Genomic DNA, 13520 nt, shown 5'->3' on the forward strand with positions numbered 1-13520 from the left:
ATAATGCTTTTCCGATCGAGAGGCATGTGCAAGTGGTGTTATGGCTCGCGTCTACTTGCCCGAAATCGCCTGTCCTAACTCTATCCATGTCATGTGCGGAGGCTCAATATCCTGCTGCCATAGAACACCTATGATTTCGCCAATGTGATGCGCTTCCTCAAACGTGGTCTGCATCAAACCATCCGACACTGTATATTTTCCCGCCATCCAGAATGCATGAACGGGCCGTGCCATATCATGCGGTTTCAGTCCGCCGATGTACGCATCTACTATAGTCCAGACGCGACTATTGTAAGTGTTGAATCCACGCCAGTCCACTGGTTTCCTTACTGTGTCTCTGAAGAGTTGTTCGAGCTCCTGATCACTATTCCGGCCCTGCAGGATATACCCAATCCACACTTCATGAGCGTTGAGAATGTGGACGAGAGTTGCGAACAGCGACTGATGTCCCGTTCCTCTGTGCCTGCTCACATCATTCCACGGTAGACGGCGGATGCGTCTGGTATACCGTTCAAAAAGACGTCTGTTGTATGCAAAGAGGCTGCGTGCCTGCAACGGAGTCAGATGCACTGAAACTGAATCCCTGGAATGACCAGTCATGCTCCCACAAGTGCTTTGCTGCCTTAATTAGACTCGCGATATGATTCACTTTAACCATATTCCGGCCGTCGCGGGCACATCACACTTCATTTTGTCTGCGCCTGGTTATGCAGTTCCTTCACCATCGCCGGAACAACCTTGAATATGTCATCCACCACGCCTACGTTTGCAACCTTGAATATCGGAGCGTCCCTGTCCTTGTTTATCGCCACAATAAAATCGCTGCCGGACATGCCGGACAGATGCTGTATGGCGCCGCTGATGCCAAGTGCAATATACAGTTTGGGTTTGACAGTTTTTCCAGAAACGCCGACCTGCCTTCCTTTCGGCAGCCAGCCGTTGTCTATCACGGGGCGTGAGCCTGCCAGAACCGCGCCGCTCAGGCTGTTCACAAGGTCTTCGAATACTGGCAGATTCTCCTTCTTCTCAATACCTCTTCCGACCGAAACGACGATCCTGGCCTTCTCTATGTCTACGTCTTCTCTGGGAGGTTTTTCATAACCCCTGACCGCTGTTCTGTTCTTCATGCTGCTGAAATCTATGCCGACGGCTGACACCGTGGCTGTTCCCTCTGCACATGGCTTGTTCGCTCCCGGCCTCACGGTAATGATGCATGGACCTTCAACAGAGAATTCACCGTCCAGCTTCCCTCCATAAAGCTGTCTTGTTGCTGTCACCCTGCTGCCGTCCCTGACGGCACGCACGCAGTCCGTGACCACGGGTAGGCCAAGCGCAATGGCGACGCCCGGGAAGAAATCCATGCCAAGGGATGTGTGGCCCCCAATGATGACGGATGGTTTTCTCTCGCCGGCGACCGTCTTGAGCACGTGCCTGTAGGCGTCGTACGTGTAGTCTTTCAGATGCGCGTCATCTGCAATCAATACGGTGTCGGCGGACGTCAGCGAAAGCTTCTCCCCGACGCTCTTTATGTCGCTGCCCAGAGCAAGCACAGCGACTTTCCCTGATTCGCCTGCAAGCTCTCTTGCAAGCGCAATATTTTCAAGCGAAACATCCTTCAGCACTCCTTCCCTCTGTTCCGCCACAACGAGTATTTCGGCCACTGTCATCACCTCTGTATGAGTCCCTTTTCACCGAGGAGTCTTACCAGTTGAGCAGCTTCTTCCTCCGGTTTTCCCTGAATAAACACAGTGCTGGATGCTTTTTCAGAAGGAAACGCAACGGAAACTTTTCTGACCCTGTTCCATTCCTCTATCTGCTCTCTGCTGATTTGCAATTCCTGCAGGCCGGGAGTGCTTATCTCCTTCTTAGTTGCGGCAATGATTTTGTTCAGTGAAGCATACCTCGGCGTGTTTATGCCAGTCTGAGCAGTGACGAGGCAGGGCAATGACAGTTCGACGATCTCCTGTATACCCTGCTCAAGATCTCTGTATACTGTGACGCGGCCGCCCTCTTCCATTCTGAGTCCCGTGATGAGTGTTGCATGAGGCATGTCCAGCAGCTCCGCAACCATCGGACCGAATCTGCTGCTTGCCGTGTCAAACGACTGTGAACCGCCGATGATCATGTCCGGCTTTTCCGCAGAAATGACCTTTGATGCAATTCCGGCCTTCACCTCATCATCCCAGTCGCCGTATGATGTGTCGAGCATCATAATGCCCCTGTCTGCTCCCTTTGCATAGCATTGTCGGATCACCTGTGTGATGCCTTTTCTGCCTGCTTCGTCTCCTATGGACAGAACGATGACCTCTCCTCCGCTCTTTTCCCTCAGCTGCAGAGCCGCTTCGAGTGCATAATCGTCCTGTTCGTTAATGACGTAGTTGAGTTCGTTGCGATCTATGTCACCGTCTTTCAGCGTGAGCCGCACATTCCGGACTTCCGGAACTGCCTTCACAAGGACGACAATCTTCAAACAGCATCACCGTTCGCGCTGTAAGAATGGCGCGCTTAAATAGGGTTGCCTGTCTGTCTCTGTTATTAAATGACATTCATGCCGCAAGGTTGCACAGGGCCATAATGCAGGTGAGAGAATCCGCACGACAAATTTAAGTAAACTCCGGCATTATTATACGATTGCATCACTGCAGGGCAGGAACATATCTGATGAAGCTGTTACTTCCTTCGGACAACGATAACGGCACTATTAGCTCCGTGCCAAAGGTCTTTGAGACTTCCAGATTTTACACCATTGCTGAGATTATAGACGACACAGTTTCATTTACGCAGATCAGGAAGGGTTTTGCAACTCCTCCGACCCCTCAGAAGTGGGTGGATATCATAAGAAAGCTCAACGTCGATGCTGTTGTTGCAGACAGCATTTATCCTGAGACAGCATCAGCTCTGAGATCTGCAAATGTGAGATTAATCGTCGGTGCAAGAGGGTTGATCGGCATGCTAATCGACTGGGTTGCGAATCTTGGACTGGACGATTTCGAGTCGAAATTGAACCTGTTGAACAAGCCGCCTGTCCCACCATCAACGCCCAAGCCGGCCGCAGCACCCACGCAGGTCAAGACTACTGCCGAGCCGCAGCCATCCTCTGCTATCAAGGCTCCGGCTGCAGCACAAGGCACTACGAACGGGACAGCGAAGTAAAGGAAACGCAACTGAACGGATGCAGGCCACGTTTTCAATCAGGAAAGCATTGTCGCTATTCCATCGTTTACATTGATGAACCGGTGCCGTCCTATGTGCCGGAGAAGCTCAGCCGTGTCGGCCCTGGTCAGATGCTGGTAACTCGAAAGCGGATTCCTCACATGAACCTTCTTCGCACCGTTTATCATGCCGGCAATCTCTTCGTATGATGTCGCCTTGCCCGTGCCCACGTTAAGCACCCCGCCGGCGTCAGATTTCATCAGTTTCAACGTCACTGCTGCCACGTCGTTCACGTGTATGAGATCCCGTGCCTGGCTGCCGTCTCCGTAGATAACGAGATCCTTGCCGGTTTTCGATGCAGACACAAACTGTGAAATTATGCTGGCATAATTGCCTTTATCATTCTCGCCCGGGCCGTAGACATTGAAGAAACGCAGTCCCAACGTGTTCAAACCTCCCACCTTTGTGTACGATTCCGCGATCATCTCGTTCATCATTTTCGTCTTTGCATAATGGTTCTTCTGCGCATCGAACGGTATTGCGCTCTTCTCCGAAAATGAATCAATGTAAATGGCTGCGCTTGATGCATACAGAAACTTGCTGCACCTGTTTGTCCTTGCTGCCTCAATAGCAGAAAAGAATCCGCCGACATTGACGTCAAAACTGTAATTGGTCTTCGACTCGAATTCAAGATTTGAAGTCACGGCCGCCAGGTGCAGGAAATAATCGGCTCCCCTGGAGGCAGTTCGCACCAGCTCGCGCTCTCTGATATCGCCGACAGTCACAGTGGCACCCGGAACAGGTTTGTCGCAATGCGCAAGACCCGAGACCTCGTAACCCTGTCTGATTGCTTCGGCGGCGAGATGAGAACCAATGAACCCGCATATCCCCGTGATGAAAATCTTCTCTTCCATACTATCAGGCATCGAGCGCATGTCATTAAAATTATTGCACGGCACCGTCAGCTAATATCCTGCCTGTTCCGGCGGCCGTATCCTATGCCGGCCAGAGGTTGATCTCTTTCGAATATTTCCTTATCTCGAGGAATCTCTCTTTCAGCGCTGAACAGTGTTCTTTCGAGTATATGTGAGTGAGCACAGGAGACACTTCGCTTCCTACTGCCGCAAAATTGCCGTCCACAACAATGAATCTGTCTTTGACGTTTCTGTTGAGGAAATAATGTAACCGTAACTTTGAAGCATCGTTGTTGAGCATCTTCCTCACCTTTCTCGACTGAGCCTGGAATGTGTGTCCCATGAGTTCCATTGGAGTGAAAGGTGTGATTACTTCCATACTGACTTTGGAACCGGTATGAACGTAATCGCTGAACTTTCTGTCGAGGAAATATCCTCTTGGAAAGCACATCAGCACCTCCTCCTTTGCATTCTCTATTTCCCTGATTTCAGCTTTTCGTATCTCCTCCAAGCCGGACAACATCTCAATCGGCTCTTCTGCACCGTCCTGATTGACTCTGATGACCGGTATAGAGGAGCAAATCTCCTTTACCCATATGTCCTGAAAGGTGTTTTCGTCCCTCGGATAACCGTAAAGGTCGAAAATCAACGGTTTCACGATGTAATCCTCGATGACGTCACCTATGTGTCTGAGTCTGTACTCCTTTGGCCTCCCGCCAGTTTCTTCCAGGAAACCCTTTTCCTTGAGCGAATTCATTACGGCGTGAACCTTGCCGTAAGGTATATGTGCAAGATGCATCGCGTCCCGGTAGTTCACAGTCCCATAATCCAGTTTAACGAGTGCCGAAATGAGTTCTCTCTCATACTTTGTCAGGCCGAGTCTATTGAGCACAATCGTTCGCACCTCGTCTATTTTGTAATGCCCCCGTGATAGTGAAGCCGTTTGTACTGATGCCAGCTAATATGAACTTCACATATTTATACAACCGTAAAATTCGGTAATCGAATTAAATACACTCGAGTTACAAAATACGAAGGAAAGAACAGATGCCATGAAAGGCATCGCTTCTGAAGGCCATCGGTCCCGGACTATTATTTGCCCGGGATACTAATGCCATGCGGCTCCGGACCGATTCGAACGGTCATCACCTGGTTAACAGCCAGATATCTTGCCCGTTGGACTACGGAGCCATTGCATTTTCAGCATGAAGCAGAGAGCACTAATATTAATTACCTTTGTAATATTCTGTCGTTGAAATGAGTCAAAATGTATTGTGCATGCACCTCCTTTCAACAGGTTGATCTAATAATGGACAGAAAAGATAGCGAGTTGCTCTCTCTGCTCAGGCAGGATGCAAGAATGCCGATTTCGGCCATGGCGGCAAAGCTGCACACCGGCAGGAGCACCATCAGGCAGAGACTCACCAGGCTGGAAAAGTTGGGCGTGATAAGACGCTATACTGTTGAAGTGGACGAAAGCAAGATCGGTGAATCACATTCAGCTTTCGTGCTCATCTCTTTCATGCCCGGAACGTCGTCTCAGCGCGATGTGGCAAACAGCATTGCAGCGATACCCGGCATCGAGGAACTGTATCTCATATCGGGCAGCTGGGACATGATTGCAAGAATCCACGCGACCACGCTCGAAGACATCGGCAGCATTGTTATAGACAAACTCCGCTCCATAAAGGGCGTCAGCGGTACGGAAACGTGTTCGATATTCAGCTACGTGAAGGGATGAGGCCGCATGGTCATCAGAAAAGAGGATGTGGAGAGAATCGCCAGGCTTTCGATGCTGCATGTTGAAGCGCCCGAAGCTGAGCGCCTTTCTTCCGAAATGAATGCAATACTCGAATTCTTCTCCTCTGTAAGGGACTATCCCGCTCACAGATCAGCCCCCCGGGAAGGTCAGCAGCCAAGGGAAGACGGCGGCTGCACAACAAACGCTGCGGAGGGAGAATCTATTGTTTCAGGCTTTCCGGCCAGAGAGGGCAGGAACCTCAACGTGCCGCGGGGACTTTGAATGGAAACGGCACCGGCAGAAGGGCGTCACGGCGTCAGATTCAGGCAGATGAAGGCCAACGCATCGAGAGATACACTGAACTGTTTCATAAGCCTCTGCAGCGGAGAAACGCAGGCGAACGAAGGACCGCTCAGCGGCGTTGTGTTCGGCATAAAGGATAACATGGCAGTCCGGGGCGAGAGGATGACGTGCGCCTCACGTATCCTTGAGCATTACATTGCACCGTACGACGCTACTGTCGTGGAGCGCCTGAAACGCCGGGGGGCACTGATACTCGGTAAAACGAATATGGATGAATTTGCCTGTGGCTCATCCGGAGAAACATCGGCGTTTGGACCTACGCAGAATCCTATTTTCCCGGGGAGGGTGCCCGGCGGAAGCTCGTCAGGCTCCGCAGCTTCCGTTGCGGCAGAACTTGTAGATGCTGCAATGGGCTCCGATACGGGGGGTTCAGTGAGATGTCCCGCATCATTCTGCGGTATTGAGGGATTTAAGCCGACGTACGGAAAGGTGTCACGGCACGGACTCGTGGATATGTCCATGAGCCTTGAATCTCCTGCACCGGTTGTTCCGAAAGGCAGAACCGCATTGCTTGCAGGCATCATGGATGCAATTTCAGGGTACGACGAACTCGATCAGGCCACATACGGCTCTGCACGAACAGATTGCGTGAAGTCATTAAATGACTTCCAGATATCCGGAGCCTGTCTTTCCCTTCCGTCAAACCTTCTTGATCTCTGTGCAGCCGACGTCAGGGAAACCTTTGCACTGACTGTCGGTAGACTCAGAGGCGCTGGCGCAAAAATTGATGAAATCCAGCTCAGCAGTGCACGGACTGTGCTGCCTGCATACTATCTCACGATGTATTCAGAATTCGCCTCCGCTATGCAGAGATACGACGGTATGAAATTCGGTTACAGGGGCGAAGGTTCCGGTGCAGAAGAGGTGATGAAGAGCAGCAGGTCTGTTCTTGGTCCGGAGGTGAGGAGACGCATTCTTCTCGGCACTTACATCACGTCGCTTGAGGGAAAGAGCGAATGGTATGAAAAGGCTATGAATGCGAGGGCCGCCATTATTGAAGAGGTTGCCTCAGTGATGTCTACATGCGATCTGATGATTCTTCCTGCCATGCCTGTGACGCCCTATCCGATGGGGGAACGGCTGGCCGATCCGCTGCTGATGTATGCAACCGACATACTCACCGTTTTACCTAATGTGTGCGGTCTTCCGGCAGGGAGCATTCCGCTGAACGGTGGGGTTTCCCTTCAGCTGATCGGTGAACGCAACAGCGATGAGAAGGTAGTCTCAGCAATGAATGTGCTTTCGGGGGTGGTGCGGCGTGAGTGACTTCAAGGACCTGAAAATAGGGCTGGAGATACACATTTATCCAATGACTGAAACCAAGATGTTCTGCAGATGCAGCGCTTCTTTTCTCGAGGCACCGCCAAACACAAATGTCTGTCCTGTATGTGCGGGGCAGCCCGGCGCTAAACCGATGCCTCCGAATGCTAGAGCCGTGCGGGCAGGCATGCAGCTGGCCGACGTCTTCGGTATGGAGATTTCCAATAAACCTGTTGTGACCATGAGAAAACATTACTTCTATCCTGACCTTCCCAGTAATTATCAGCGTACCGCTGAACCGCTTGCAAACGGCGGAGCAATAGGAAAGTGCGGCCTCCGTGAGATCCATTTTGAGGAGGATCCGGGGCAATACGATCTTGCTAAAGGAATCGTAGATCTCAACAGATCCGGCGTTCCGCTTCTCGAACTCGTCACCGAGCCGGATCTGAAGAGCAGTGCCGAAGCCAGGGCGCTGCTTACGGATGTGCTCTTTGCGCTTGAATATCTTCAGATTTCGAGGGAGGAAATGCCATTTAAAGTCGACACCAACATCTCCGCCGGGGGCGGAAAAAGGGTGGAGGTGAAAAACATAAATTCGCTGAGCGGAGTAGTAAAGGCGCTGGATTTTGAAGCATCCCGCCAGTCGGAATTACTTTCCCGCGGCGCATCCGTTCTGCAGGAAACGCGGCATTTTGATGCAGTGAACGGGTCCACTGCCCCGCTACGATATAAGGAGACGGTGGAGGACTACAGATATCTGCCCGATCCGGACATACGCCCTGTACACCCGGGCAGTGTAAACTATGAGCGGCACGAAAATCCATTTCTGATACTCGCCGGATTGAGAAGTGAGGGGTCGTCCGAGGCAGATGCCAGAACAATCATTGTCGACAGACATCTTCTGAATGCATACAACCAGTTGGTGGCACGATGCGGAGCAAGATTTTCATCTGTTTTTGTCGCGAGGGACATAAAGGCAGAGCTGAACTACAGGAAGCTGCATTCGTCTGCTATCGGGCCATTGCTCGGAGGGCTGCTGGAAATTGCAGTTGCGTACAGTTCTTCAAGGCTTAGCAACCGGAACGCTACTGCCCTGCTGAGAACGCTGTTCGACGGCGGAAGCATCCATCCTGCAATCGAGGAACTGTCGGAAGGCTGGCTTGGCAGGAGTGCGATAGATGCTGTGGCAGCCAACGTGGTTTCAGGACATCCGGAAGCAGCCGGTAAATACAGGAAAGGGAATACCGAAGTGATAAACTATTTCGTCGGATTGTGCATGAAGGAGACGCGCGGAAAGGCCACGTCTGCGGATATCATCTCCGCCCTGAAACGCGTACTGGACGAGGCAGAAGGTGAATCTGATGAAGGCTCAGAGCAGAGAAACTGATGTTCCGCTCTCAAAAAACATGATCTGACCGTCTGTGCCGTCCACTGCCACTGTCTGCCCTGTCGCTGATGTAAATGTATATGCGAATGCAGTGCTGGAAGGAGGCAGCGGAAGAAAGACAGATGTCTGCGGAAGATATGGTGCTGATGAAATCGATATGCTGCTCATCTCCGGAGTGCCGGAGCTGCTGAAGAAGTAACGACCGGGCGAGCTTCCGTTGACGATCTGCATTGCCGAGGCGAGCGTCAGCACGTTCGTGCCGAATGCGGACACTCCGGACATGTTCACTGTATCGTTCAGTCCCCGGGCTGTCATTGTACCGTTGCTTGATGTGACGGTCACGGCATACCCTTTTCCAGTCGCATTTCCGAACTGCATGTACCACGACGATCGTGTGAAATTATATTCCGCGCTGACCATCCGTGCCCCGGCAGCCGTTCTGATGTACGTTCCGAGCGATGTCCCGTTCAGCGCAAAATCATATGCCTTCGTAATATTGAGTATGCCGTCTGTCGTACCGATCATGGGTAGAGCGCTGCCGTTCCAGCGCGTATACTGACCCCTGTCCTGCTCCCTCCAGTACACGCCGCCTGCCGCCGCGGGAACACTCCCGTTTGACACACTGGTTCTGGCCGCATCCGATGAAGATATCACAGTCGTTCCGCTGTGCACTGAGCGGAAGGTGTTGTTTGTGAACAGCGGAAAAGCTGAAAGGCTGTCGAGCTTCAGCTGTTCGGAAAACGAGCTTCCGGATGTGATATTCACATTGATTGCAGGATTGATGAGCGACGGATCAAAGAGGGCAGCACTCCATCTGAATCCGTGATATGATCCGTTAAGGCCCATTTCCACATCTCCCGTAAAGCCGCGGGAGTATTTCGACATCTGTGACGCGGTCATGACGAACGAACCGTTTTCACCTATGGCCGAGAGCATTTCGTTCTGCCACGGCATACCTCCGGTCAGGTTGGCATAAGCGTCAGTAGCGAGCATCTGCCCCCCTCCGAGCCGTACAAGCTTCCCTCCAATTTGAAGTGATATGCTGGTCGATGTGCCGGCGTCCTGCTTTACGGTATAGTTGCCGTTAATGCTGTTGAAAGTCTTTGCGTCATAGCCGGTCGTGACAATTACCGTGAAATTCACCGGAAGCCCGGCGGCGGTTCCTTTCACATATCCTTTTCCGGTCATGTTGCTGTCGGCATCAATGACATAGGTTTCGTGCGGGACTCCCAGTCCGTCATGCACCGTCACGATACCGTTCTCAACAGCATATGATGCATTGCCGCTGAGACGCATGAAGAGGCTGTCAACGGTAAGGGTGCTGTTAACGCCGGACATGTTGAACGGTATTGTCGCTATGCCGAAAGGGTTGTATACTGTCAGAGTGCCATGAATCGCATATGCTGCCGTGTCGCCGAGGCGGACAGGTTCAGCCGTAAAGGATGAAGGATGGACGTAGACATGTGTCGTGCTCTCTCCTCTCTGACCGTTCCAGGCGTAGGTCGCCGTAACTGTATATATGCCGGGTCTGCTGTACACGTGCTCTGAGTTGATGCTGTGTGTTGTGTTTCCGTCCCCGTAGTTTATTGAATACAGTTTAAAAGTGCTCATCGGTGTTGCAGGCGGAAGGCCAAGGAATATTTTCACTGTGTTACCCGCGAGCGCACTGCCGGGGAACACATTCAGCTGCGGATGTTCGACGAACTGAGTCACGAAAATACCTGCTGCTGATGCTATCGCGACTGCCGCGACAGCCGCCGCCATGAGTTTCTTCCTTCTACCGTTCAATGAGTGCAACACTCCATGCATGAGAGCCGAACTCTGTTTCCTGCGCGCTGATGAATCAATTTTTCTTGGTACTTAAGTTAGAGCACCGGCGAGCACACTGTTCCTATATGCCGATTCGCACATTCGCACGAGAGCTAAATAGTGTTCAGTGATAAGGAGAAGCGCTGCAAATGAGACGTTTCCTCTCTTTCCTGCGGAGAAATGATTTCCTGCCGCTAGTCCTCCTGACGGTGTCGTACACTGCGGTTATCTCATATCTCAGCCTGCTGAGATATTACAATTTCTTCACATCGAACTGGGACTTCGGCATAATGCAGCAGATGCTGTGGTCCACCCTGCACGGTCATTTGCTGTTCGAAACTGCTGACTACTCCACCGGCGGTTTTCTGTCATATCTGGAAATAAATAGTTCCTATGTTGCTCTGCCCGTCGCGTTCATCTACGCTCTGTATCAGTCTCCGGTCACACTGTTCACCGTGCAGTCGCTTGCAGTCGCGCTTGCTTCGTTTCCGCTCTATTTCATTGCTCTACGCAGCGGACACGGGCGGCGGGCCGCTTTTGCATTCGTTCTGCTGTTCCTCTTCGGTATGGGCACACTTTCCAGTGTCTTCTATGATTTCCACTGGGAATCGATGATCCCTGCTGAATTCTTCTCATTTTACCTGCTCTATTCCTCGGGCAGATACAGATACGCCGCAGCGATTCTCGCGCTCGGCAGCGCTACGCTCGAGATATTTCCGTTTCTTGCCGCGGCAGTAGTCCTGTATTGCGCAATGGCGCCGCACCCTGCGCCGGCAACCCGAATTCCGTTCTTCAGAAAACGGCCTGTTCACTTCCTCCTGGCGTGCGCAGCTTCATTTATTTTTATAATAGTCCTGCAGAAGACCGTCATTAATGCGACCTTGGGCATGGCCCCGGGCGGCAGCGGCACGACTGCATCCTCTTATTTCGTGCATCCTGTTCTTTTGCCTCAGATATTTTTTGCATCCTCGGTCTACTGGCTCCTTCTCCTGGCGTCCGTCGCATTTCTGCCCTTGCTTTCCGGTAGATCACTTATTATGAGCCTTCCCTGGTTCATAGAGTCTGTTTTCCTTTATCCCAAGTTCTCAATTATGTTTGGTTATCAATACGCATTTATTGCCCTCCCTCCGCTGATTGTCTCATCTGTCCTGGGGGCTGAGAGGCTGAAGCAGGACACACGCCGATCGACGCTGCTCCTGCCTTTTATCATCGTTTTTGCATCGCTTTCGCTGCTGCCTGGTATGTCCGCAGTCTTCCTGCGTCAGAACGGATATGTGCTGTCCCTTCCGGTGCTCCTTGCCTGCGTAATACTCTTTATAGCCTATTTCAGGAAGGAGATCAATCAGGAGATCACTCCGAAGCACCGGAGCAGGCAGGGCCCGAGCATGTTCGCACATGGCCGGCATCTTCTCGTACCCCTGCTTCTCTCCATACTATTTTTCAATCTCGTCATGGGCCCGCTGAACACATCAAATTTCGGCGTAAACTCCGGTTATAATCTGAGCTACTCCTCCAACCCTTCGTTCCATGACATAGCCAGGATTGCATCGATGGTAAAGGAGGGGTCCACGGTCCTCGCCTCGGATAATCTCTTTCCGCTGGTGGACTCGAATCTTCACGCCTACTCGGCACTGTGGATTCCCTTTTCACGCTCGCTCATGCCTTATCTCCCGTTCAATGCCACCACGCTTCCGGAATATGTTTTTGCGGACAGTTCGCAGTTGCCATCCATGCCCACGTTCATTGTCAGAAGCATCTTCAACAGCAGTGTTTACGGTCTCGTTGCATATGTCTACAGCAGTGGATATCCCGGCACGGTCTACCTGTTCCGACGCGGTTATGCAGGCCATGCTTATACTTTCATGGCATCGACGTTCAATTCGTCTTTCCGACTGGATTATCATGATTTACGCATCGGCCTTTCAGGTTTTGTTGAAAAATATCCGGGCAGCATGTCCGGAAGCGTGATAGGAAGCAGAAACGGTTATGCCATCCGGCCCTCGGACGTAAACAGCCGCAACATCTGGTACGGTCCATATATGACGCTGCTCCCAGGCAGCTACAATATCACGTTCAACATGATGATAGAATCAGGCAACGGCAATGTCTCTCTCCCGGTGCTTTACATGAACGGCAACAGTTTCGGCTTTTCAGATTACTATTCTGCGAATCTCAGCTCATCCTCGATTCCGGAAGGCGGTTTCGGCAATGTGACCTTTCACTTCAATTGCACCGAGCCCGCTTCACTAACCGAGTTCAGAGGATACCTGCTGCTCCGTGGCGGCGTTCCTGCCGGAAGCATACTGCTGAATTACATCTTCGTTCAGCGTAATTCTGCATGAGACTGCATCACCCAAGCGGAAGTTCGAAGCGCCAGACGACGCTCTCGCTTCCAAGATAATTGGCGCCGAACGCGAAGATTATGCCCACAAAGTTCGCAGCAAGATATTCAAAATGCAGAAAGACCAGTATGCCCAGTACGCCTATGTTAAGCAACGCTCCGGCGATCATCACCGCATTGTATTTGGCAAGCCTGTTGAGTATCGCGCCGCTAACCTTCTTTCTGAAGGTCCACGAGTTGTTCATTATGAAATTCGATATAATCGACGCTTCGACGGCCGCCGCTGAGGCAAGAAGCAGCGGTGCATGAGGCTCGAGCAGGAACAGCAATCCTTCGTTTACCGCCATTCCGGCCAGACCTACGGCAATGAATTTTGCCACTCTGTAGTCCGAGAGGCGGAGAACCAGTCCTATGTATCTCAGCAGTTCTGTAAATCCAAGTTTGCTTCTGCCGCTGTATCTGGTTCCGAATGAGAAAGGAATCTCAGATACGCTAAGGTTCGCTGTCGCGAGTATTTCCAGCAGCACTTTGTAGCTGCCGGATGTTACGCTC

The 13520-nt window shown here is 51.7% G+C and carries 13 protein-coding genes and 1 tRNA gene; 6 read left to right on the top strand and 8 right to left on the bottom strand.

The genetic code is table 11. From position 1 onward, the window contains the following. Positions 1 to 51: 51 nt before the first annotated feature. The 3 genes from KIS30_01965 to KIS30_01975 form a co-directional block, all read right to left on the bottom strand. A complete protein-coding gene (locus KIS30_01965) occupies positions 52 to 600 on the bottom strand; it encodes a DinB family protein (GenBank protein ID MBX8645512.1) in 549 nt (182 codons plus the stop codon). A gap of 86 nt (positions 601 to 686) precedes the next feature. Next, positions 687 to 1661 carry an electron transfer flavoprotein subunit alpha/FixB family protein gene (locus tag KIS30_01970; protein ID MBX8645513.1) on the bottom strand — a complete coding sequence of 325 codons (975 nt, stop codon included), beginning with the start codon at positions 1659 to 1661 and terminating at the stop codon, positions 687 to 689. A 5-nt stretch (positions 1662 to 1666) separates the two neighbouring features. Further along, entirely contained in the window at positions 1667 to 2470 is an 804-nt protein-coding gene (locus tag KIS30_01975; GenBank protein ID MBX8645514.1) for an electron transfer flavoprotein subunit beta/FixA family protein, read from the bottom strand. A 191-nt stretch (positions 2471 to 2661) separates the two neighbouring features. On the opposite strand from KIS30_01975, the gene KIS30_01980 reads away from it, so the two are divergent. Further along, positions 2662 to 3153 carry a hypothetical protein gene (locus KIS30_01980; GenBank protein ID MBX8645515.1) on the top strand — a complete coding sequence of 164 codons (492 nt, stop codon included), beginning with the start codon at positions 2662 to 2664 and terminating at the stop codon, positions 3151 to 3153. A 38-nt stretch (positions 3154 to 3191) separates the two neighbouring features. Here KIS30_01980 and KIS30_01985 read toward each other — a convergent pair whose 3' ends face one another. The 3 genes from KIS30_01985 to KIS30_01995 all read right to left on the bottom strand — a co-directional run bounded on the left by KIS30_01985 (position 3192) and on the right by KIS30_01995 (position 5258). After that, positions 3192 to 4067 (bottom strand): NAD-dependent epimerase/dehydratase family protein, encoded by an 876-nt coding sequence (locus KIS30_01985; protein MBX8645516.1) that lies wholly within the window; start codon positions 4065 to 4067, stop codon positions 3192 to 3194. An 82-nt stretch (positions 4068 to 4149) separates the two neighbouring features. Further along, positions 4150 to 4959 (bottom strand): hypothetical protein, encoded by an 810-nt coding sequence (locus KIS30_01990; protein MBX8645517.1) that lies wholly within the window; start codon positions 4957 to 4959, stop codon positions 4150 to 4152. 227 nt (positions 4960 to 5186) lie between these two features. Next, positions 5187 to 5258: transfer RNA gene (locus tag KIS30_01995), tRNA-Asn, on the bottom strand. A gap of 118 nt (positions 5259 to 5376) precedes the next feature. Between KIS30_01995 and KIS30_02000 the strand changes: the two genes are divergently transcribed. Genes KIS30_02000 through gatB form a run of 4 tightly spaced genes read left to right on the top strand, consistent with a single transcriptional unit; the run spans position 5377 to position 8818 of the window. Beyond that, positions 5377 to 5808, top strand: a complete 432-nt coding sequence (locus KIS30_02000; protein MBX8645518.1) for an Lrp/AsnC family transcriptional regulator — start codon at positions 5377 to 5379, stop codon at positions 5806 to 5808. Positions 5809 to 5814: 6 nt separating this feature from the next. Next, positions 5815 to 6090: an aspartyl/glutamyl-tRNA amidotransferase subunit C gene (locus tag KIS30_02005; GenBank protein MBX8645519.1), complete on the top strand. Its 276-nt coding sequence runs from the start codon at positions 5815 to 5817 to the stop codon at positions 6088 to 6090. Further along, positions 6091 to 7437 (top strand): Asp-tRNA(Asn)/Glu-tRNA(Gln) amidotransferase subunit GatA, encoded by a 1347-nt coding sequence (locus KIS30_02010; protein MBX8645520.1) that lies wholly within the window; start codon positions 6091 to 6093, stop codon positions 7435 to 7437. Further along, positions 7430 to 8818, top strand: coding sequence for an Asp-tRNA(Asn)/Glu-tRNA(Gln) amidotransferase subunit GatB (gene gatB / locus KIS30_02015; GenBank protein MBX8645521.1), 1389 nt, complete (start codon positions 7430 to 7432; stop codon positions 8816 to 8818). Before KIS30_02010 ends, gatB begins: the two co-directional genes overlap by 8 nt. Here the strand turns inward: gatB and KIS30_02020 are convergent. Then, positions 8801 to 10606, bottom strand: a complete 1806-nt coding sequence (locus KIS30_02020; protein MBX8645522.1) for a hypothetical protein — start codon at positions 10604 to 10606, stop codon at positions 8801 to 8803. The genes gatB and KIS30_02020 overlap by 18 nt on opposite strands. A gap of 170 nt (positions 10607 to 10776) precedes the next feature. Between KIS30_02020 and KIS30_02025 the strand changes: the two genes are divergently transcribed. Next, the gene (locus tag KIS30_02025) at positions 10777 to 12969 is read left to right on the top strand and encodes a DUF2079 domain-containing protein (protein ID MBX8645523.1); all 2193 of its coding nucleotides are present in this window, start codon (positions 10777 to 10779) and stop codon (positions 12967 to 12969) included. Between the two features lie 7 nt (positions 12970 to 12976). On the opposite strand, the gene KIS30_02030 is transcribed toward KIS30_02025, so the two are convergent. Next, positions 12977 to 13520: GtrA family protein (locus KIS30_02030; GenBank protein MBX8645524.1), on the bottom strand; the 544-nt coding region annotated here is incomplete at its 5' end.

This window comes from Candidatus Sysuiplasma acidicola (genome assembly GCA_019721035.1).
In the GTDB taxonomy this organism is placed as follows: Archaea; Thermoplasmatota; Thermoplasmata; order Sysuiplasmatales; family Sysuiplasmataceae; genus Sysuiplasma; species Sysuiplasma acidicola.